General features: G+C 48.7%; 20 protein-coding genes and 1 riboswitch. Of the genes, 18 read left to right on the forward strand and 2 right to left on the reverse strand.

Going from position 1 to position 19014, the window contains the following annotated elements; genetic code table 11:
* Positions 1-40: 40 nt before the first annotated feature.
* Both BW42_RS00100 and BW42_RS00105 read left to right on the forward strand, forming a co-directional pair.
* Positions 41-859 carry a DUF2785 domain-containing protein gene (locus BW42_RS00100; RefSeq protein WP_035405954.1) on the forward strand — a complete coding sequence of 273 codons (819 nt, stop codon included), beginning with the start codon at positions 41-43 and terminating at the stop codon, positions 857-859.
* 84 nt (positions 860-943) lie between these two features.
* Positions 944-1624 carry a hypothetical protein gene (locus BW42_RS00105; protein WP_035405956.1) on the forward strand — a complete coding sequence of 227 codons (681 nt, stop codon included), beginning with the start codon at positions 944-946 and terminating at the stop codon, positions 1622-1624.
* Positions 1625-2252: 628 nt separating this feature from the next.
* Here the strand turns inward: BW42_RS00105 and BW42_RS00115 are convergent.
* Positions 2253-2900, reverse strand: a complete 648-nt coding sequence (locus BW42_RS00115; RefSeq protein ID WP_035405960.1) for a class I SAM-dependent methyltransferase — start codon at positions 2898-2900, stop codon at positions 2253-2255.
* Between the two features lie 183 nt (positions 2901-3083).
* Here BW42_RS00115 and BW42_RS00120 point away from each other — a divergent pair, with 183 nt between their 5' ends.
* The 7 genes from BW42_RS00120 to BW42_RS00150 all read left to right on the forward strand — a co-directional run bounded on the left by BW42_RS00120 (position 3084) and on the right by BW42_RS00150 (position 10243).
* Complete coding sequence (locus BW42_RS00120; protein ID WP_035405976.1) at positions 3084-5501, forward strand: 3-hydroxyacyl-CoA dehydrogenase/enoyl-CoA hydratase family protein; 2418 nt, start codon at positions 3084-3086, stop codon at positions 5499-5501.
* Between the two features lie 17 nt (positions 5502-5518).
* Complete coding sequence (locus tag BW42_RS00125) at positions 5519-6709, forward strand: acetyl-CoA C-acetyltransferase (RefSeq protein WP_035405979.1); 1191 nt, start codon at positions 5519-5521, stop codon at positions 6707-6709.
* Positions 6706-8490, forward strand: coding sequence for an acyl-CoA dehydrogenase family protein (locus BW42_RS00130; protein ID WP_035405982.1), 1785 nt, complete (start codon positions 6706-6708; stop codon positions 8488-8490). Before BW42_RS00125 ends, BW42_RS00130 begins: the two co-directional genes overlap by 4 nt.
* Positions 8491-8565: 75 nt before the next feature.
* Positions 8566-9018: a DinB family protein gene (locus tag BW42_RS00135; protein ID WP_035405985.1), complete on the forward strand. Its 453-nt coding sequence runs from the start codon at positions 8566-8568 to the stop codon at positions 9016-9018.
* Between the two features lie 34 nt (positions 9019-9052).
* Complete coding sequence (locus BW42_RS00140) at positions 9053-9415, forward strand: arsenate reductase family protein (protein WP_035405988.1); 363 nt, start codon at positions 9053-9055, stop codon at positions 9413-9415.
* Positions 9416-9479: 64 nt separating this feature from the next.
* Positions 9480-9863, forward strand: coding sequence for a glycine cleavage system protein GcvH (gcvH, locus tag BW42_RS00145; RefSeq protein ID WP_029342437.1), 384 nt, complete (start codon positions 9480-9482; stop codon positions 9861-9863).
* Positions 9864-9961: 98 nt separating this feature from the next.
* On the forward strand, positions 9962-10243 hold the full coding sequence (locus BW42_RS00150) for a thioredoxin family protein (protein ID WP_035405990.1): 282 nt from the start codon (positions 9962-9964) through the stop codon (positions 10241-10243).
* Positions 10244-10391: 148 nt separating this feature from the next.
* Here the strand turns inward: BW42_RS00150 and BW42_RS16225 are convergent, their stop codons facing one another.
* A complete protein-coding gene (locus BW42_RS16225; RefSeq protein WP_155960135.1) occupies positions 10392-10601 on the reverse strand; it encodes a hypothetical protein in 210 nt (69 codons plus the stop codon).
* 182 nt (positions 10602-10783) lie between these two features.
* On the opposite strand from BW42_RS16225, the gene BW42_RS00155 reads away from it, so the two are divergent.
* The 9 genes from BW42_RS00155 (at position 10784) to sufC (ending at position 19003) form a co-directional block, all read left to right on the forward strand.
* A complete protein-coding gene (locus tag BW42_RS00155; protein ID WP_035405992.1) occupies positions 10784-11422 on the forward strand; it encodes a class I SAM-dependent methyltransferase in 639 nt (212 codons plus the stop codon).
* A gap of 3 nt (positions 11423-11425) precedes the next feature.
* On the forward strand, positions 11426-11890 hold the full coding sequence (locus BW42_RS00160; RefSeq protein WP_029342435.1) for an S-ribosylhomocysteine lyase: 465 nt from the start codon (positions 11426-11428) through the stop codon (positions 11888-11890).
* On the forward strand, positions 11887-12810 hold the full coding sequence (locus BW42_RS00165; RefSeq protein WP_035405994.1) for a PLP-dependent cysteine synthase family protein: 924 nt from the start codon (positions 11887-11889) through the stop codon (positions 12808-12810). Before BW42_RS00160 ends, BW42_RS00165 begins: the two co-directional genes overlap by 4 nt.
* Complete coding sequence (locus tag BW42_RS00170; RefSeq protein ID WP_035405996.1) at positions 12803-13969, forward strand: bifunctional cystathionine gamma-lyase/homocysteine desulfhydrase; 1167 nt, start codon at positions 12803-12805, stop codon at positions 13967-13969. The genes BW42_RS00165 and BW42_RS00170 overlap by 8 nt, the downstream gene beginning before the upstream one ends.
* A 57-nt stretch (positions 13970-14026) precedes the next feature.
* Positions 14027-14131: riboswitch (SAM riboswitch) on the forward strand.
* A gap of 78 nt (positions 14132-14209) precedes the next feature.
* Positions 14210-15232, forward strand: a complete 1023-nt coding sequence (locus BW42_RS00175; protein WP_035405998.1) for a methionine ABC transporter ATP-binding protein — start codon at positions 14210-14212, stop codon at positions 15230-15232.
* Positions 15229-15894, forward strand: coding sequence for a methionine ABC transporter permease (locus tag BW42_RS00180; RefSeq protein WP_035406001.1), 666 nt, complete (start codon positions 15229-15231; stop codon positions 15892-15894). The genes BW42_RS00175 and BW42_RS00180 overlap by 4 nt, the downstream gene beginning before the upstream one ends.
* A gap of 32 nt (positions 15895-15926) precedes the next feature.
* Positions 15927-16754 (forward strand): MetQ/NlpA family ABC transporter substrate-binding protein, encoded by an 828-nt coding sequence (locus BW42_RS00185; RefSeq protein WP_035406004.1) that lies wholly within the window; start codon positions 15927-15929, stop codon positions 16752-16754.
* 79 nt (positions 16755-16833) lie between these two features.
* On the forward strand, positions 16834-18084 hold the full coding sequence (locus tag BW42_RS00190) for an MFS transporter (RefSeq protein ID WP_035406007.1): 1251 nt from the start codon (positions 16834-16836) through the stop codon (positions 18082-18084).
* Between the two features lie 133 nt (positions 18085-18217).
* Complete coding sequence (sufC, locus tag BW42_RS00195; RefSeq protein ID WP_035406009.1) at positions 18218-19003, forward strand: Fe-S cluster assembly ATPase SufC; 786 nt, start codon at positions 18218-18220, stop codon at positions 19001-19003.
* Positions 19004-19014 lie beyond the last annotated feature (11 nt).

Genomic DNA, 19014 nt, shown 5'->3' on the forward strand with positions numbered 1-19014 from the left:
GCTGCATCGTCTTTTTTGAATTTAGAAAGGAGAGGACAAAATGGCTCGAACGGAACAACAGCTAAAAGAACTGTTACAACAAGATGTGCGTGTCACACCTGCGTTACTCGATGAGTTGCTTCTCCATATCGGCTCGACGGATTCTGAGTTGCGGGATGGATTGGTCTATCCACAATTAGCGACATATATCAGCTCAGACACATTGACAGTAGCTGAGGCAGAGCAGATTTTCGATTTCATTTTAAGCGGGTATGGATTGATGTACCGGATGGGAACATCGGATGCAACAGCTGTTTTGACGCGATCGTTTTCAGCTTTGGCACTTGCAGAGCTGTTAGTGATAGATAAAACAAGACACTTATTGACCCAAAGTCAGCTGGATCAGCTGTCCACTTACTTACAAACCTATTTGGAGCAAGAAAGAGATGTCCGGGGATTCATTGACGGGTTTGGATGGGCACATAGCATGGCGCATATCGCCGATGTTTATGCGGTCTGGTTTACGCATCCAGCGAGTCGTCCGCAGGAGGAAATCGGAGCGATTGATGCGATGATTCGTCAGTTGATCCGGTCTGATTATCTCTACATCGATGAAGAAGCAGACCGGATAGTGACTGCATGGTTGCAAGCTTGTCACCATGGACTGTCGGAAGACGTCTTATTACAACGAATCGAACAGACCATTCAGGTGTGGATTGAGAGTGACGTGACATGGGGAGATGCGGAATGGACGACGTATCGTAACATCAAGCAGATGCTACAGACACTCTATTTCCGACTGAAATGGGAAGAACGAACGGGTCACACCTTGATCGAAGATTGGTTGCGACAGGTACATCAGCGAACGCACGGAGGATGAGAATACATAGTATACGGGATATCCTTGGCATCTTCGCTTTCCTCAGGCGGGAAGTACGATCATAAATGAAAGGGTGGTTTTATTATGCATTTAGAAATTAAAAGTTTCATTAAATTTCCTCCTGAAAAAGAAGAACTAGATATTAATCAAGAATACCCAGGGTTTATAAATATGACCGATTTAAAAGACAACGATGTATTTAATTATGCATTTGGCCGAGCTGACGGGTATCCTTCTGGAAAAGTTGTTTTTTGTATAGATGGTGAACCACTTCCCTTTGACGCACATGTAAGTGAACTATACATGTTTTGGCACTCTTTAATAAAAAGTGTATCGACAAGTGAACTATATGACATTGAAAAATCAAACTGGTTTTTACAATATGAGAGCGAGGAAATTTCTTCTAACTTTATCATTCGATTTTTCTATCAAAAAAAAGTAGTAGAGTTTTATTATAAAAATCAAATCTTGGCTACTTTTCCACTAGATATGTATAAAAAGGCAGTCCTACAAGGATTTTTAGATTTTATGTGGCATACGAATTTAGAGTTTGAAACGATTGTGTATGATTCGCTAGGTGAAGAAATTGATTATGCTTCGATGAGAGAAGACACTGGAGACGATTTATATACGTGTCGCTACATTTTCTTGCAATTCATGAAAGAGATCTATCGACAAAAGAACTTCGATTTAAGTACTCTTATTGATTTTAATTTTAAGGTGAGTCGTTCTTTTTCTCGCTTAAAATATGACTTGGAAGATTAAATCTGTAAAAGTATTTTTTAAAATACTAAGCGAATTTTCGTTAAGTGGACGATCTCGATTCGCACTTTTCATTACCCGTACCAGTGTGATGAAGACAATCTGGCTTGCAGTCTCAAATTGGATGAAACCAACTAAAAACGGTCTCTTCGCCTGGTGAGAGACCGTTTATTTCATTTAAGCTACCTTACCTCACAAGTCTTCACCCGACTCCTACAGGAAAAAGCGCGACGTTTCATCTCGCGCTGTCAGAGACAAACAAGACCCGGATTCGTCATCCGAGGGATGAGGAAGACTGGCTTGTGTCTCGCCTGAGGAAAGCGGGTGAGAAGACAGTGAGGTGAATAGTGCGTTACATCGTTCATTTCGCATCATGGCCAAATGATATTACCTAGAAACACCATCCCAGCAAATAAACCAATCATTAAGAAGACAGTAGTTTGTGGTTGGAAACGTTTCTCCCGATAATGTCGAAATAAACGGTCCCCCAATGCCTGTATACAGAATAAGAGACCAATAAAGAGTAGGAAGAATTGCCATCTTTCTAGAACATCGAGAGCATCAATGTAAAATAAAAAAACAATACATAAAGCTATTAATATAGACGTATAAAAGGTACTGTGTGACATATTTATCGCTCCCTCACAGCCGTCGTCTGAAAAGCAAATAAACACGAGAAAGCATGTGCTTGATCAAGTAACTGGTGCCCCGTCATGACGGCTCCTTCCTTTTGGATGACTGCTTCATCGAGCAACGTCCAGCCGCGCTCTTTTGCTAGCTGCAGCAATTCCCACGGCATCATCGTATTTCCCATCGCGACTTCTTCGCCATAGAGACGACGGTAAGCAAGTTGACGCGGAGCGGCTGTCGGACCAAGTAGACTGATGACGACAAGTGGGGCAACGCGTTCGATTTCTTGCAGTACTTGGACGGGACGTGTCGACCATTCGAGTGAGTTGACGGCAAGAACGACGTCAAATGCATGATCTGCGAACGGTAACGCTTCGCCCGTTCCGACGATGAACGTCTGCTCGGGTGATTTCTCACGCGCAATTCGAATCATCGCATCTGAGACATCGAGTCCGACTGTCTGAAAGTCCGGTGTCAGTAGTCGACAGGCGGCACCATCGCCACAACCGAGATCAAGCAACCGACCACCGGTGATCATTTTTCGTAAGAACGGTAAAACGGTTTTGCGGCTGCCGTTCGTCCACATATCATCAGCGCGCTCCGCCCAGTCAGCGGCTTTTTGATTCCATACATGCTCGGTTTGACTCATTTTCAATCACTCCTTTTTAACAGTCTAACAGGAAAATTTGTCCATTGACTGATTTTTTATTGCTACTGAATCATTATTCATTTATGATGAAGATGTAGAAGAAGCACACCAAAGTCGTTCGGCTTCTTTTTTTGTCAGTATAATGAATGGTTGTTCATTCAATTTAAAATCAGGGGGTATATCATGGCGAGTCAAATCGGTCAGCCGACCACAATCCAGTTGACGAAACACATCCAATTCGCCGTCATCATCGGTTCAGGGGTGATGGGTGCAGGCATCGCGGCACATCTTGCGAATGCTGGCATACGGACATTGATGCTTGATATCGTACCAAAAGAACTTACGGCACAAGAAGAGAAGCAGGGCTTGACGCTGAGTGATCCGCGCGTTCGTTCCCGCATCGCGCGCGATAACCGCGAAAAACTCTTGAAACAAAACCCAGCACCACTGGCATCAAAGAAATTGATCGATTTCATCGAGGTCGGAAACTTAGAAGACGACTTAGAGCGTCTGAAAGAAGCGGACTGGATCGTTGAAGTCGTCGTCGAACGACTCGATGTCAAACAGCAATTGTTCGCAACGATCGAACCGTTCATTCGGGAAGACGCAATCGTCAGCTCGAACACATCCGGCATCTCGATTGAAGCGATGCGCGAAGGGCGCTCGGAATCGTTCAACCGTCGTTTCCTCGGGACACACTTCTTTAACCCACCACGTTATCTGAAGTTGCTTGAGTTGATTCCGACGTCAGACACGGATCCAAGTGTCGTCGACTTTATGAAACAATTCGCAGAAGAACGACTCGGGAAAGGTGTCGTCATTGCGAAGGACACACCGAACTTCATCGGCAACCGGATCGGGACATACGGTCTCCTCGTGACGATGGATGAGATGAAAAAAGGTGGCTATTCGATCGGGGAGGTCGATTCGGTCACAGGTCCATTACTCGGACGTCCAGGGTCAGCGACGTTCCGGACACTCGACGTCGTCGGCATCGACACGTTCGTTCACGTTGCAAACAACGTCTATGACTTGTTGCCGGAAGGCGAAGAGAAGGAGACGTTCGCAGTTCCGACTGAGATGCGTCGCCTTGTCGAACAAGGGTCGCTCGGTGCAAAGACGGGGCAAGGATTCTATAAGAAAGTCGGAAAACAGATCCTTGAACTCGATCTTGAGACATTTGAGTACGTTGAAAAGAAAGCGCTTACCGAACCGTCGATCGGACAAGCAAAAGCACTTCCGGGCGCAAAAAATAAACTGAAGGCCGTCGTCTTCGCACAAGATCGTGTCGGCGCGTTACTCTGGCCAATCCACGCGAAAACCTTGCTCTATTCGGCACAACTGACAGGCGAGATCGCAGACGACATCAAAGCGATCGACGAAGCAATGAAATGGGGCTTCGGCTGGAAGATGGGACCGTTCGAGACATGGGATGCACTTGGCGTCGAGAAAACGGTCGCAAAAATGAAACAAGACGGTTACGAAGTACCGACATGGGTCGATGAGATGCTCGCAGCAGGAAAGACGAGTTTCTATGATGCATCGGGTCGTCATTATGACGTTGCAACGAAGGATTACGTCGGAGCGACGGTCAATCCGAAGGAAATCCGCCTCCGTGACGTCCGGAAGTCAAACGGTGTCTTACTTGAGAACAACGGGGCACGCTTGCTTGATATCGGCGACGATGTCGCAGTCCTTGAGTTCACATCGAAGAGCAACGCGATCGGCGTCGACATCATGCAGATGATCGAACAGTCAGTCGATTTAGTTGAGAAAAACCACCGTGGTCTCGTCATCGCAAACGATGGCAAGAACTTCTGTGTCGGAGCGAACCTAGCAATGATGCTGATGGAAGCAGAAGATGAGAACTGGTTCGAACTCGACTGGATCATCAACAAATTCCAACAATCGATTCAAAAGATTCGCTATGCATCGCGTCCGATCGTCGCTGCACCACAAGGAATGACGCTTGGTGGCGGTACCGAGATCTCGCTTCCGGCAGCTCGCCTGCAAGCTGGTCTTGAAACATACATGGGTCTCGTCGAAGTGGGTGTCGGTCTGATTCCAGGAGGCGGCGGAAACGTCAACACGTACCGTCGACTGTTAGAAAACACACCGGACGGACTCGTCAACATCGAGAAAGCGGCGCAAAAGACATTCGAAAACGTCGCGATGGCAAAAGTCTCAAAATCAGCCTTTGAAGCACGCGAACTCGGATATGTCCGCTCCGTTGATCAGATCTCGATGAACCGCGATCACTTGACGTATGATGCGAAACAACTCGTCCTTGAACTGGACCGGACCGGCTACACGGCACCAGCGAAAGCGAAGATTCCAGTCGTCGGTCGTGCTGGGAAAGCGACGCTTGAACTCGCGACACGCGAAATGTTCTACGGCGGCTATATCTCGGAACACGATTTGAAAATCGCTAGTAAACTCGCACACGTCATCGCCGGCGGAAACGTCGCCTTCGGTAGCCTCGTCGATGAACAATATATGCTCGACATCGAACGGGAAGCCTTCTTGAGCCTGATCGGTGAGATGAAGACACAACAACGGATGCAGCACATGCTCGTCAAAGGCAAGCCGCTTCGTAACTGAGGACTGGGGGGATTCGGATGAAGGAAGCAGTAATCGTCGCCGGTGCACGGACACCGGTCGGAAAAGCAAAAAAGGGCGCATTCAAATCGATGTGCTCGGATGAATTAGCAGGCATCGCCATCCAGGAAACGTTGAAACGGTCCGGCTACACGGGAGCGGTCGATGACGTCATTCTCGGATGTGCCTTACCGGAAGCGGAACAAGGCATGAACATCGCCCGCTATGCTTCAGTCCTCGGTGGATTATCCCATGAGGTACCGGCGATCACGATCAACCGGTATTGCTCAAGTGGATTACAATCGATCGCTGACGCGGCAATGAAGATCATGACGGGGCAAGCAACAGCCGTCGTCGCCGGTGGACTCGAATCGATGAGTCAAGTTCCGATGCCAGGTCACGTCGTCCGACCTAATCCGTCGATCGTCGACACGGCACCGGAATACTATATGAGCATGGGGCATACAGCGGAGCAAGTCGCTGCGACCTACAATGTCTCACGGGAAGATCAAGATGCCTTTGCCTTGAAGAGTCACCAAAAGGCAGCGGCAGCAATCGCAGCTGGTAAGTTTGCTGACGAAATCGTCCCGGTAACGGTGACGGAACAATTCGTCAATGATGAACTGAAAATCGAAGAGAAGACATTCGTTGTCGAGCACGATGAAGGCGTTCGTCCGGATTCGTCACCTGAAGGTCTTGCAAAACTTCGCCCAGCGTTCCGCCTCGGCGGTAGCGTCACGGCAGGGAACTCTTCGCAGACGTCAGACGGTGCCGCTGCTGTCCTCGTCATGGAACGGGAAGAAGCAGAACGCCAAGGCTTACCGATTCTCGGCAAGTTCAAGTCGTTTGCTGTCGGTGGTGTCCGTCCGGAAGTGATGGGCATCGGACCGGTCGTCGCGATTCCGAAAGCACTTGAACTCGCAGGCATCACGCTTGAGGACGTCGGATTGATCGAGTTGAACGAAGCGTTCGCATCGCAGTCACTCGGTGTCATCCGCGAGCTTGGATTAAACGAAGACATCGTCAACGTCAACGGTGGAGCGATCGCCCTCGGTCACCCACTCGGTTGTACAGGAACAAAACTCACATTGACGCTCTTGCATGAAATGAAACGCCGGAATGTCCAGTATGGTGTCGTCTCGATGTGTATCGGTGGCGGAATGGGCGCAGCAGGTGTATTCGAACTAGTTGAAGGAGGAACAGGACAATGAGCCAAACGACAAACGAATTAATCAAAGGTGGCAGTTTTGTATTAGATGAGTTAGCACCAGAACGTCTCTTCACACCAGAGGATTTCTCAGAAGAACACAAAATGGTCGGTGATATGACAGCGAAGTTCGTCGAAGATCGTGTCGTTCCTGTCCTGGACCGGATCGAAAAACACGAGTTTGAACTGTCGGTCGGTCTCCTCCGTGAAGCAGGCGAGCTTGGTTTACTCGGCGCAGACGTTCCGGAAGCATACGGCGGCTATCAGATGGATAAGATTTCGTCTTCGATCATCACGGAGAAGTTCGCACGTGGTCGTTCATTCGCCCTCAGCTACGGCGCACACGTCGGAATCGGTTCGTTGCCGATCGTCTTCTTCGGTAACGAAGAGCAAAAGCATAAATACTTGCCAAAACTCGCTTCAGGGGAGTGGATCGCTTCGTACGCGTTGACGGAGCCAGGCTCTGGTTCGGATGCTCTCGGTGCCAAAACGACGGCTGTCTTGAATGAAGCCGGCACGCACTATATCTTGAACGGTGAAAAACAATGGATCACGAACGCTGGTTTCGCAAGCTTGTTCGTCGTCTACGCAAAAATCGACGGTGACAAGTTCACAGCCTTCCTCGTCGAAGGATCGTATCCAGGCGTCTCGACAGGCGTCGAGGAACAGAAGATGGGAATCAAAGGATCATCGACACGGACGCTGATCTTACAAGATGCAGAAGTACCAGTCGATAACGTCCTTGGTGAAATTGGACGCGGTCACGTCATCGCCTTCAACATCTTGAACGTCGGTCGTTATAAATTAGCTGTTGGTGCTGTCGGTTCGTCAAAACGGGCGATCGATCTCGCAGTCCAGTACTCGAACGAACGCAAGCAGTTCAAAACACCAATCAGCTCGTTCCCATTGATTCAAGAAAAACTCGCGACGATGGCAGCGCAGACGTATGCGATGGAAAGCTCAGTCTACCGGACAGGTGGTTTGTTCCAAGATAGTCTTGATCAGCTGTCGGAAGAAGAGAGCAAAGACGGTAAGAAAATCGCCGATGCCATCGCGGAGTATGCGATCGAATGCTCGATGAACAAAGTCTTTGCTTCGGAAACATTTGATTATGTCATCGACGAAGCGGTTCAGATTCACGGTGGTTACGGCTTCATGGCAGAATATGAAGTCGAGAACATGTATCGCGATTCACGGATCAACCGGATCTTCGAAGGAACGAACGAAATCAACCGTCTCCTCGTACCAGGAACATTGTTGAAGAAAGCGATGAAAGGCGAGTTACCATTGCTTGCGGAAGCACAGCGTCTGCAACAAGAAGTGATGAGCTTCATGCCGACTGACATCGGAACAGCGCCACTCGATCGCGAACGTCACTTACTCGCGATGATGAAGAAAATCTTCTTGTTGACTGCCGGAACAGCGGTCCAGAAATACCAGGACAAACTCCAAGGCGAGCAAGAGATCTTAGCGAACACAGCCGACATCATGAGTGCAATCTATGCGCTTGAGTCAGCGATCGTCCGGACGGACAAAGCGATTGCCGATAAAGGCATCGAGAAGAGCGAACTGAAAGTCCGTTATACGGAAGTCTTCGCGCAACAAGCATTCGAAGCTGTCGAGCGTGACGCGAAAGAGACTCTCTACGCGGCAGCAAGCGGCGACGAACTCCGGATGTTGCTCTCAGCGCTCAAAAAATTCAGCCGTTACCAGCCGATCAACGTCATCGGTACGAAACGCGACATCGCAAAACGCCTCATCGAGTCAAACAAATATACGGTCTAAGTCAGGTTTACCGCTTCGCCTTTGCAGGGAAAATCTCTGTAAAGGCGAAGTTTTTGGTTGAGGAGGGAAAACGAGATGCGCCAAGACTTGGTTGAACTGCAATTTGCGATTGCCTACTATCAATCCCTTGAACGTTTGTCGCCAGAAGAATGGAATCTGCCGCTTGCCCTGAACAAGTGGACTATCCTTGAGTGCGTCAGCCACCTCTATTTATGGGACCGGTTTTATTATGATCATGCCATTTCGAAGTTACCGGACGAACCGCTGACACTGGTCGAGACGGATTTCGATCAGTTCAATCGACTGGCGGTCGAATATGCGCATCATATCGATCCGCTTGCCTTACTGAAGAAAGCGATCAGTGTCCGGCGTGATATCGTCGATCACCTCGATCGTCTGTCTGATGAGGAATTTGCGGCGACCTATGTGAATTTCCAACCGCAAGAATTCGTCGAGTCGTTTGTTGCCCATGACGCCCATCATCAAGATCAGATCGACGGGGCGCTCGCACGCTTGAAGCAGAAGTGATCCATCTGCTACTCTTGGAAGTGAGGTGAGGAACATGACAACAATAGTCACGATGTACGGCTACCCGAAATGTAGTACGTGCGTCAAAGCAAAAAAAGCACTCGAACAACACGGTGTCGAAGTCGATTACAAACATATCGTCGAGGAGACACCATCTGCTGCGACGATCCAGGAACTTCATCAAAAGAGTGGAGAGCCACTGAAGAAATTCTTCAATACGAGCGGTCAATCGTATCGTTCGCAAGGCATCAAGGACAAACTTCCAGAGTTATCGGAAGACGAGCAATACAAGTTGCTTGCAAGTGACGGTATGTTGTTGAAGCGTCCGATCGTCACAGACGGGAAAGATGTCACGATTGGCTTCAAGGAAGAAATGTATCAAGGAAAATGGTATTAAGTTCAGAGTCGATTTTGGTATACTGAACACGTTAGTCCAAATTAGTCCACAGGGGGAATCGGAAATGAGTCAAGTAAAAGACAACTTACGCTATTCGGAAGAACATGAATGGGTCGAAGTATCAGGAAACAAGGCGCGCATCGGAATCACGGATTTCGCGCAACACGAACTCGGGGATATCGTCTTCGTCGAATTGCCTGAAGTCGGGGATACAATCTCAGCAAACGAGCCATTCGGTTCAGTCGAGTCGGTTAAGACGGTTTCGGAACTATACGCACCGATCTCTGGTAAAGTCGTTGCCATCAACGAAAACCTTTCGGATTCCCCAGAACTCGTTAACGAGTCACCATTTGAAGGCGCTTGGATGGTCGACATCGAAATCGAAGATGCTTCACAAGTCGAAGCATTGATGGACGCTGCAGCGTACAAATCGATGATCAACGAGTAATACTTAACGAAAAGAGAGTGAACGAGGCGCTTGCGTTTCGTCCGCTCTCTTTTTTTTGTATACTGACGACAGATACCACGAAGAAAGGAGCGACCCCGATGCAAGAGGTCACGACTGTCCCGGAAAACGGTTTATTGTATGTCTATGCACCGATGTGCGGGACATGCGCCATCGCTGAGCGCATGCTTGATATCGTCGAAGCGACGGATTCAGGTCAATCGATTCAGAAGGCAAATGGGAATTTCATCCCGGACTTCTTAGAAGAAGCCCGTGTCATGAGTGTTCCCGCGTTGTTGCGAATTGAAGAAAACCAAGTCGTAGAGCGACTTTATGCTTTCCAGTCCGTCCAAAACGTTTTTGCATTCTGTCAAGAACGGTAAGAAAAGTCCGACTGGATTTTTCTTTTTGTTAAATTGTCCGAATATTTACAATAATCCGTTGACAACGCGGAAATATGAATGGTATATTCATAACAACTTCTAGAAATGCATTATAGGAAGTCTAGCAGAGGTGATCGTTCAATACGCTTCAAGTCTTGAACCCTTTCTCCCATCCTAAGCCAGTGTATTGTTTCCCCTTAAGTCGTCCCCCAAAGACGAAGCGGTGCAATAGATAGGTGGTGGATCGAAAGGACTGATCAAGAAGTGAACGTAAGCTGGCGATCATGTCGAACAGGCGCCGTCCTCCACGCGGAAGAGCGAACAATTCCGAATGGAGCTGGGTTTTCCTTCGTAGCATTTCTAACCACATTATTCGTGTTGTCGGTTCGCCGGCAACGCCTTTTTTTTGTTTTCTGGAAGTTTTTTCGAGCCGGTCGCTTGCCAGGATAGCATCTCCTTGCTACAATGCGAATAAGGAAAATTACTTTAATTCATATCCGATTACTCGGAATTAACTGGTGAGATGGAGGACGACAAGGCATGACAGTACGTTTTATGGATGTTTTCACAGAATGGGCATCGACGTATGACGAGACAGTAACCGGACACGATCCGGAGTACAAAGAGGTTTTTCGTCGATACGATGAGATTTTGGATACAGTAGCGGATAAAGCGCAGTCGCCGGTCATTGAATTCGGAGCAGGCACAGGGAACCTGACACAACGTCTTCTGGCACGTCACGACGCCGTACTCGCCGTCGAACCAAGTCCGGAAATGCGGGCGATTTTGACGGAAAAGATTCCGTCGCTTGATGTACAGGATGGTCACTTCCTCTCGTTCGAAGCGAAGGAAGCAAGCAGTTTCGTCTCCACTTATGCGTTTCATCATCTAACGGATGAGGAAAAGGGAGAAGCAATCGATCTGATGGCGTCGCATTTACCGAAAGACGGAAAAATCGTCTACGCGGATACGATGTTCGTCTCAGAAGAGGCACGCCTGCAAACGATCCGCGAAGCACGTGCTCAAGGGTTCGATGCGTTAGCGGAAGATCTCGAACGCGAGTTCTACCCGTTGATTCCAGTCATGGAAGAATTGTTTACAGCACGGGGATTCACTGTTAAATTTATACAATACAATCACTTCGTCTGGCTCGTAGAAGCCGAGAAAATGGGGGAATAAATCATGGCACTTCAAAAAATGAACGTCGAAAGCTTTAACCTGGATCACACGAAAGTCAAAGCACCTTATATCCGCGTCGCGGGTTATAAAGAAGGTAAAGTCGACCAAGTCGTCAAATACGATATTCGTTTCACACAACCAAACGTTGAGCAAATGCCAATGCGTGCGATGCACACACTCGAGCATTTACTTGCTGAAAACATCCGCAACTACTCGGATGATGTCATCGATGTCTCGCCAATGGGATGCCAAACAGGTTTCTACATGGCGATGATGAACTTCGACTCGGTCGAAAAAATGAGCGAACTCGTTGAGAAGACGTTGAATGACGTCCTCGCAGCAGAAGAGATTCCAGCGCAAAACGAAGTCCAATGTGGATTTGCAAGCGCACATGACCTCAAAGGAGCGAAGCACTATGCCGAGAAAATGCTTGCCGGTCGTGATGAATGGGACATCGTCTTCGGATGATCGCGAACAACGTCCGCGACCTCGTCGGAAACACACCACTCTACGAGATCACTTCATTCGATTTGCCTGCTGGTACGCGCATTTTGGCGAAGCTCGAATGGATGAACCCTGGGGGCAGCGTCAAAGACCGCCTTGGCATTCAACTCGTTGATGCAGCAATCGAAAACGGACATGTGACACCAGGCGGTACGATCATCGAGCCGACAGCCGGGAATACCGGCATCGGCTTGGCGCTTGCCGCTAAAAAATATGATCTTCAAGTCATCTGTGTCGTTCCGGAAAAATTCAGTCAGGAAAAGCAGACGTTGATGCGGGCACTCGGCGCAACCGTCGTCAACACGCCGACTGAACTCGATATGCAAGGGGCAATCGACCGGGCAAAAGAACTCGGTCAGGAAATTCCGAACAGTTACGTTCCGTTACAATTCGAAAACGAAGAGAACCCAGTCACGTATCAGCGGACACTCGGTCCTGAGCTGATGGCGGACTTGCCGCACATCGACTGGTTCGTTGCCGGTTGTGGTTCAGGTGGTACGTTCGCCGGAACAGCGGACTTCTTAAAACAACGTCTCGGTACAAAAGCAGCAATCGTTGAACCGGAAGGCTCCGTCTTAAATGGTGGTCCAGCGGGTCCGCACAAGACAGAAGGCATTGGGACAGCAAAATGGCCAAGTCTCGTTCCGCGTGAACTCGTCGACGAGATTCATACGATTTCTGACCGCGATGCATTTGACGCGGTTCATACACTCGCTGCTCGCGAAGGATTGCTCGTTGGTAGTTCAGCAGGGGCAGCGCTCGTTGCTGCGCTTGATATCGCAAAGCGTCACCCCGGCAGTACGATCGTCACCGTCTTCGCAGACAGTGCCGAACGCTACTTAAGCCAACAAATCTTTGAAAAGGTGGACGAAACTCATGCGTAAGAAGACAGCATTGATTCATGGAGGAACAGGTGTCGACCGGGCAACAGGAGCCGTCACACCTCCGATCTATCAAACAAGCACATACAAGCAGGATAAAATCGGTCAACTCAAGGACGGATACGAATACTCACGGACAGCGAACCCGACACGGACGAGCATCGAACGATTGATTGCGGATCTTGAAGGTGGCGCACGTGGTTTTGCATTCGGTTCTGGGATGGCAGCGATTCATGCCGTCTTCCACTTGCTTGAGTCTGGCGACCACATCGTCATGACGGATGACGTCTACGGTGGTACGTTCCGCTTGATGCAACGCGTCTTACCGAAGTTCAACATCCAAGTGACATTCGTCGATACGACGGACCTCGCGGCAACGGAAGCAGCGATCCAGGACAACACGAAGATTGTCTACGTCGAAACACCGACGAACCCGTTGTTGAAAGTAACAGACATCACAGCCATCGCAACGATTGCCAAACGTCACGATCTTAAACTCGTCGTCGACAACACGTTCGCGACTCCATACCATCAACAACCACTCGCACTTGGTGCTGACATCGTCTTACACAGTGCAACGAAATACATCGGCGGACACTCGGACGTCGTCGCTGGACTTGTCGTCGTCAAAGATGATGCGCTTGGCGAAGAGCTTCACTTCATCCAAAACTCGACAGGCGGCGTGCTTGGACCGCAAGACAGCTTCTTGCTCGTCCGTGGTCTACGTACGCTCGGTATCCGGATGGATGCGATCGAAGAGACAGCGCATGATCTCGTTGCGTTCTTACAAGCACAAGACATCGTCTCGAACATCTTCTACCCAGGACTGGCATCGCATCCTGGACATGACATCCAAGCGAAACAAGCGACTGGATTCGGTGGGATGATCAGCTTTGATGTCGGTTCAGCAGCGAACGCAGAAAAACTCGTCGAGGCGACACACTTCTTCACACTTGCTGAGAGTCTTGGTGCCGTCGAGAGTCTGATTTCGGTGCCGGCACGGATGACGCACGCGTCGATCCCAGCAGAACGTCGGGCAGAACTCGGCATCACGGACGGTCTCGTCCGGATTTCAGTTGGACTTGAGGATGCGGAAGATTTGAAAGAAGACTTAACACGTGCTTTCACGTTCCTCGAAAAAGTTTCTGAAAAAACTGTTTGACAACAAAAATAACCCCTGCTAATATTCAGAATATATTCTACAAACTTAATACCGAAACTCTTATCGAGAGTGGTGGAGGGACTGGCCCGATGAAACCCGGCAACCGCGGATCTGATCCGAAGTGGTGCTAATTCCAGCAGACAAAAGTCTGGGAGATGAGAGCAAATGGTTTTGTGTACTGAAAAGTGCGCGCGTTTGCTCTAAAACGCGCGCACTTTTTTTATTTTAGGAGGGACAGTTGTGATTCGTTTACAAGACGTAGGAAAGATTTATCGCTCAAAGCGCGGAGCGGTCGAAGCCGTCGCGAATGTCGATCTGACAATCGAACGCGGTGAAATTTTTGGAATAATCGGTTATTCCGGAGCAGGGAAATCGACCTTGATCCGATTGTTGAATATGCTCGAAGCACCAACGAGTGGTTCGATTCAAATCGATGGTGTCGAAATGACATCACTGAAACCAAAAGAATTACGAGGCGTCCGCAAGAATGTCTCAATGGTTTTCCAGCACTTCAACTTACTCTGGTCACGGACTGTTGAAGAAAACATCATGTTCCCACTCGAACTCGGTGGCTTCCCGAAGGCTCGCCGTAAGGAACGAGTTGCGGAACTGATTCAACTCGTTGGTTTAGATGGACGTGAAAAAGCCTATCCGTCGCAATTATCGGGTGGTCAAAAGCAACGTGTCGGTATCGCTCGGGCACTCGCATCGAACCCTGACGTTCTCTTATGTGACGAGGCAACGAGTGCACTCGATCCGAAAACAACGGACTCAATCCTTGAGTTACTCGTCGATATCAACCAGAAACTAAAACTGACGATCGTCTTGATCACACACGAGATGCATGTCATTCAAAAAATCTGTCACCGGGTCGCCGTCATGGAAGCCGGTAAAATCGTCGAGCAAGGACCGGTCGCAGAAGTTTTCCGTCACCCGAAACAAGCGATGACGAAAGAATTCGTCAAACAATTGACGTCGCCATCGGAGAACGAGTTGACGTTTGCGAAACTCCGCGAACGGTATCCAACCGGAAAAATCGTTCAATTGACGTTCGTCGGATCGACAGCGGAAAGCCCGATCATTGCGGAAGTCATGAAAGATTCACCCGTCCTGTTCAATATCATCGGCGGAAACGTCGGTCAATCACAGGAAGGGGCACTCGGTACACTGTTCATTCAGTTGATCGGGGAAACAGAAGCAACACAAGCGGTCATTACGAAGCTTCAAGCCAGTGATGTTGAAGTGGAGGTGGATCACCGATGATTTCATTCTTTGACAACCTAGACTGGGACATGGTGTGGGAAGCGACAGGTAGTACGATCTATATGACGGCAGTCGCTGGTCTTTCGACATTCGTTCTCGGTTTGATCATTGGTTTATTATTGTTTGCGACAAACGAAGAGTTGTTGTTCAAGAATCGGGCGTTTTATTCGATCTTGAGCTTAATCGTTAACGTCTTCCGTTCGATTCCGTTCATCATCTTACTGATCTTATTGATTCCATTTACGAAAGCAGTCGTCGGTTCGTTCCTCGGACCAACAGCAGCATTACCGGCACTGATTTTAGGAGCCGCACCATTTTATGGTCGGATGGTTGAACTTGCCTTACGCGAAGTCGATAAAGGTGTCATTGAGGCAGCTGAATCGATGGGCGCGACGAAGTTCCAAATCATCTATAAAGTCTTAATCCCAGAAGCGTTGCCTGCCATCGTTTCGGGTATCACGGTTACACTCGTTGCACTTGTCGGTTACACGGCAATGGCCGGAGTAGTCGGCGGAGGTGGACTCGGAGACATGGCCTTCATCGAAGGATTCCAGCGTTCTCAAAACGATGTCATCGTCATTGCGACACTCTTAATCTTAGCGATCGTCTTCGTCATCCAAATCATCGGTGACTTGCTGATCCGAGCAATCGATAAACGTTAATTCGAATCTTAATCATATTGGAGGAATCATTCATGAAAGTTTGGAAAAAATTCGTAGGTACTGCCGCTGTATCCGTTCTAGCAATCAGTCTTGCTGCTTGTGGTGAAAAATCATCAGGAAGCGACGACAAGACACTCGTCATCGGTGCTTCGAACGTACCGCACGCTGAAATCCTCGAACACGTCAAAAAGGAATACGAAGCAAAAGGCTACAAGCTTGAAATCAAGAAGTTCCAAGATTACGTGCTTCCGAATAAGGCACTCGCTGAAAAAGAAATCGATGCGAACTACTTCCAGCACGTGCCGTATCTCGAGCAACAAGAGAAAGAAAACAAATCGTATAAGTTTGCGAACGCAGGTGGCGTCCACGTTGAACCACTCGGTATTTATTCGAAGAAATACAAATCACTCGATAAGTTACCAAACGGTGCAACGATCTTAACGAGCTCAAACGTCGCGGAACGCGGTCGTGTCTTGACGTTCCTTCAAAACGAAGGGCTGATCAAACTCAAAGACGGTAAAACGACAGATGCACAACTCGGTGATATCGCAGAGAACCCGAAGAAACTCAAGTTCAAGACGAACATCGAAGCATCACTGCTTCCGCAAGCTTATAAAAACAATGAAGGCGACGCCGTCCTCATCAACACGAACTATGCGATCGATAACGGTTTGAACCCGTTGAAAGACGCGATCGCGTCAGAAGATGAGTCTTCACCATACGTCAACATCATCGTTACACGTGATGGCGATGAAAAAGACAAGCGTGTCACGACACTTCTTGACGTTCTACACGAAAAGAAAAACCAAGATTGGATCCTCGACAAGTACAAAGGTGCGGTCGTTCCAGTTAGCAAATAAGTTCACCGAAGCCGGCATCCTTCCTATATAATGGAAGGATGCTTTTCATTTGTCGGAAACAGGGGTTAGGGGGAATCATATGCAACGCATTCGTCAACTGCATCCGTTGACACTTGGGGTCTTATTCGGGACGTTTTTCTCACGTCTTGGAACATTCATCACGATGCCGTTTTTCGCCATCTACATGACGACTGTCCTGAAGTTTGATCCGGTCGATGTCGGCTGGGTCCTCAGTATCTCGGCGATCGCCAGTCTCGTCATGAGTTTCATCGGTGGTACCTTGTCGGACCGGTATGGTCGCCGAGCGATGATGCTTGCCGGAACGATCGGGTTTGCGATCGTCTTCATCGCACTCGCGCAAGTCGAGACGTTCTGGGCGTTCTTCATCCTCAGTGCCTTGAACGGAGTCTGTCGCTCGATTTTTGAACCATCTGCTCGTGCCTTGATCAGTGATACGACGGACGAAGCGAATAGGTTATTCGTCTTCAACATTCGTTACGCGATGATCAATATCGCAGCTGCAATCGGTCCGGGAATCGCCTTACTGTTGAGTGCGGGGAACACGTCAGCGACGTTTTACATCACGGCGTTCGTCTATATCGCCTACGGCGTGATGATCGGGATCTTGTTCAAACGTCATCCGATCACTGAGACACATGGTGGCAAGAAGGTCTCATTCGGAGCGACGGTTCGTCTGTTGCGGACGGATATCGCCTTTACGCTCGCACTCGCCGGCATCATCTTCGGGGTCTTCGGCTACAGTCAGTTCAATTCGACCTTGCCGCAATTCTTGACGGAGACGTCACTCCTTGAAGGCGGGAAGACACTCTATGCGATCTTGATTACGATCAATGCGATCACCGTCTTGATCGTGCAGTATCCGATCATGAAGTTCGGCGTCAAGACGTCACCGCTCGTTTCGATCACGACCGGGATTGCGACTGTTGCGATCGGACTTTTCATCATCGGTAATGCGAGTTCGATTTGGTTGATGGTCGTCGCGATGGTCATCTTCACGTGCGGGGAAGTCATGATGTTCACGATGACCGACATCTTGACTGATCGCTTTGCGAAGCCGGAATTAAGGGGCAGTTATTTCGGGGCAATGGGTTTGACGTCGATCGGACAATCAATCGGTCCAATTGCCGGCGGACATTTATTAAGTTTATATGGAGCGGACCGTCCGTTACCGATTTTCGGGATTTTAGCGGGCTTGACATTATTCGGAATACCACTGCTCCTACTGTCACAACGGATTCATCGGACTTCGACGATCGAGGAACTCGAGGAACCGGTGAAACTTTCGAATGATTCTCAACAAAACGCATGATTTTGAGAAAAAACAACGAGCGATGACGCTTGAATAATACGCCATGTTTCTTTAAGATTAGAATGATACTAAATTAGTAACGCTCGTGTTCTGAATCGTCAGTCACGAAATGAATAGATGGAGGGATTCTAACATGAAGGCTTCACACTTGAAGATTGAAGATCTACACGTCGCGATCGACGGCAAGGAAATCTTGAAAGGCGTCAACTTGGAAATCAAAGGCGGGGAAATCCACGCGGTCATGGGACCAAACGGGACAGGTAAATCAACACTCGCATCAGCATTGATGGGTCACCCATCGTACGAAGTGACATCTGGTTCAGTCACACTCGACGGCGAAGACGTCCTCGACATGGAAGTCGATGAACGCGCACAAGCAGGTATGTTCCTCGCAATGCAGTACCCAAGCGAAATCAGTGGTGTTACGAACTCAGACTTCCTTCGTTCAGCGATCAACTCGCGTCGTGAAGAAGGCGATGAAATCTCACTCATGAAATTCATCCGTGAACTTGATTCACAAATGGGTCTTCTCGAGATGCCTTCAGAAATGGCACACCGTTACCTCAACGAAGGTTTCTCTGGTGGAGAAAAGAAACGTAACGAAATTCTTCAGATGATGATGCTTAAACCAGCAATCGCGATTCTCGATGAAATCGATTCAGGTCTTGATATCGATGCACTTAAAGTCGTTGCAAGAGGTGTCAACGAAATGCGTTCACCTGAATTCGGCTGCTTGATCATCACGCACTATCAACGTCTCTTGAACTATATCGAGCCAGACTTCATCCACATCATGATGGGCGGAAAAATCGTCATGTCTGGCGGTAAAGAACTCGCACACCGTCTCGAAGCAGAAGGTTATGACTGGGTTAAAAAAGAACTCGGCATCGAAGACGTCGAAATCGAAACAAAAGCGTAAGACGAGGGAGG

The organism is Exiguobacterium sp. RIT341 (assembly GCF_000632205.1).
Classification (GTDB): domain Bacteria; phylum Bacillota; class Bacilli; order Exiguobacteriales; family Exiguobacteriaceae; genus Exiguobacterium_A.

Coding starts and splice junctions, on each gene's coding strand:
- BW42_RS00100 (WP_035405954.1), top strand. CDS start 41: ATGGCTCGAACGGAACAACAGCTAAAAGAACTGTTACAACAAGATGTG.
- BW42_RS00105 (WP_035405956.1), top strand. CDS start 944: ATGCATTTAGAAATTAAAAGTTTCATTAAATTTCCTCCTGAAAAAGAA.
- BW42_RS00115 (WP_035405960.1), bottom strand. CDS start 2,900: ATGAGTCAAACCGAGCATGTATGGAATCAAAAAGCCGCTGACTGGGCG.
- BW42_RS00120 (WP_035405976.1), top strand. CDS start 3,084: ATGGCGAGTCAAATCGGTCAGCCGACCACAATCCAGTTGACGAAACAC.
- BW42_RS00125 (WP_035405979.1), top strand. CDS start 5,519: ATGAAGGAAGCAGTAATCGTCGCCGGTGCACGGACACCGGTCGGAAAA.
- BW42_RS00130 (WP_035405982.1), top strand. CDS start 6,706: ATGAGCCAAACGACAAACGAATTAATCAAAGGTGGCAGTTTTGTATTA.
- BW42_RS00135 (WP_035405985.1), top strand. CDS start 8,566: ATGCGCCAAGACTTGGTTGAACTGCAATTTGCGATTGCCTACTATCAA.
- BW42_RS00140 (WP_035405988.1), top strand. CDS start 9,053: ATGACAACAATAGTCACGATGTACGGCTACCCGAAATGTAGTACGTGC.
- gcvH (WP_029342437.1), top strand. CDS start 9,480: ATGAGTCAAGTAAAAGACAACTTACGCTATTCGGAAGAACATGAATGG.
- BW42_RS00150 (WP_035405990.1), top strand. CDS start 9,962: ATGCAAGAGGTCACGACTGTCCCGGAAAACGGTTTATTGTATGTCTAT.
- BW42_RS16225 (WP_155960135.1), bottom strand. CDS start 10,601: ATGCTACGAAGGAAAACCCAGCTCCATTCGGAATTGTTCGCTCTTCCG.
- BW42_RS00155 (WP_035405992.1), top strand. CDS start 10,784: ATGACAGTACGTTTTATGGATGTTTTCACAGAATGGGCATCGACGTAT.
- BW42_RS00160 (WP_029342435.1), top strand. CDS start 11,426: ATGGCACTTCAAAAAATGAACGTCGAAAGCTTTAACCTGGATCACACG.
- BW42_RS00165 (WP_035405994.1), top strand. CDS start 11,887: ATGATCGCGAACAACGTCCGCGACCTCGTCGGAAACACACCACTCTAC.
- BW42_RS00170 (WP_035405996.1), top strand. CDS start 12,803: ATGCGTAAGAAGACAGCATTGATTCATGGAGGAACAGGTGTCGACCGG.
- BW42_RS00180 (WP_035406001.1), top strand. CDS start 15,229: ATGATTTCATTCTTTGACAACCTAGACTGGGACATGGTGTGGGAAGCG.
- BW42_RS00185 (WP_035406004.1), top strand. CDS start 15,927: ATGAAAGTTTGGAAAAAATTCGTAGGTACTGCCGCTGTATCCGTTCTA.
- BW42_RS00190 (WP_035406007.1), top strand. CDS start 16,834: ATGCAACGCATTCGTCAACTGCATCCGTTGACACTTGGGGTCTTATTC.
- sufC (WP_035406009.1), top strand. CDS start 18,218: ATGAAGGCTTCACACTTGAAGATTGAAGATCTACACGTCGCGATCGAC.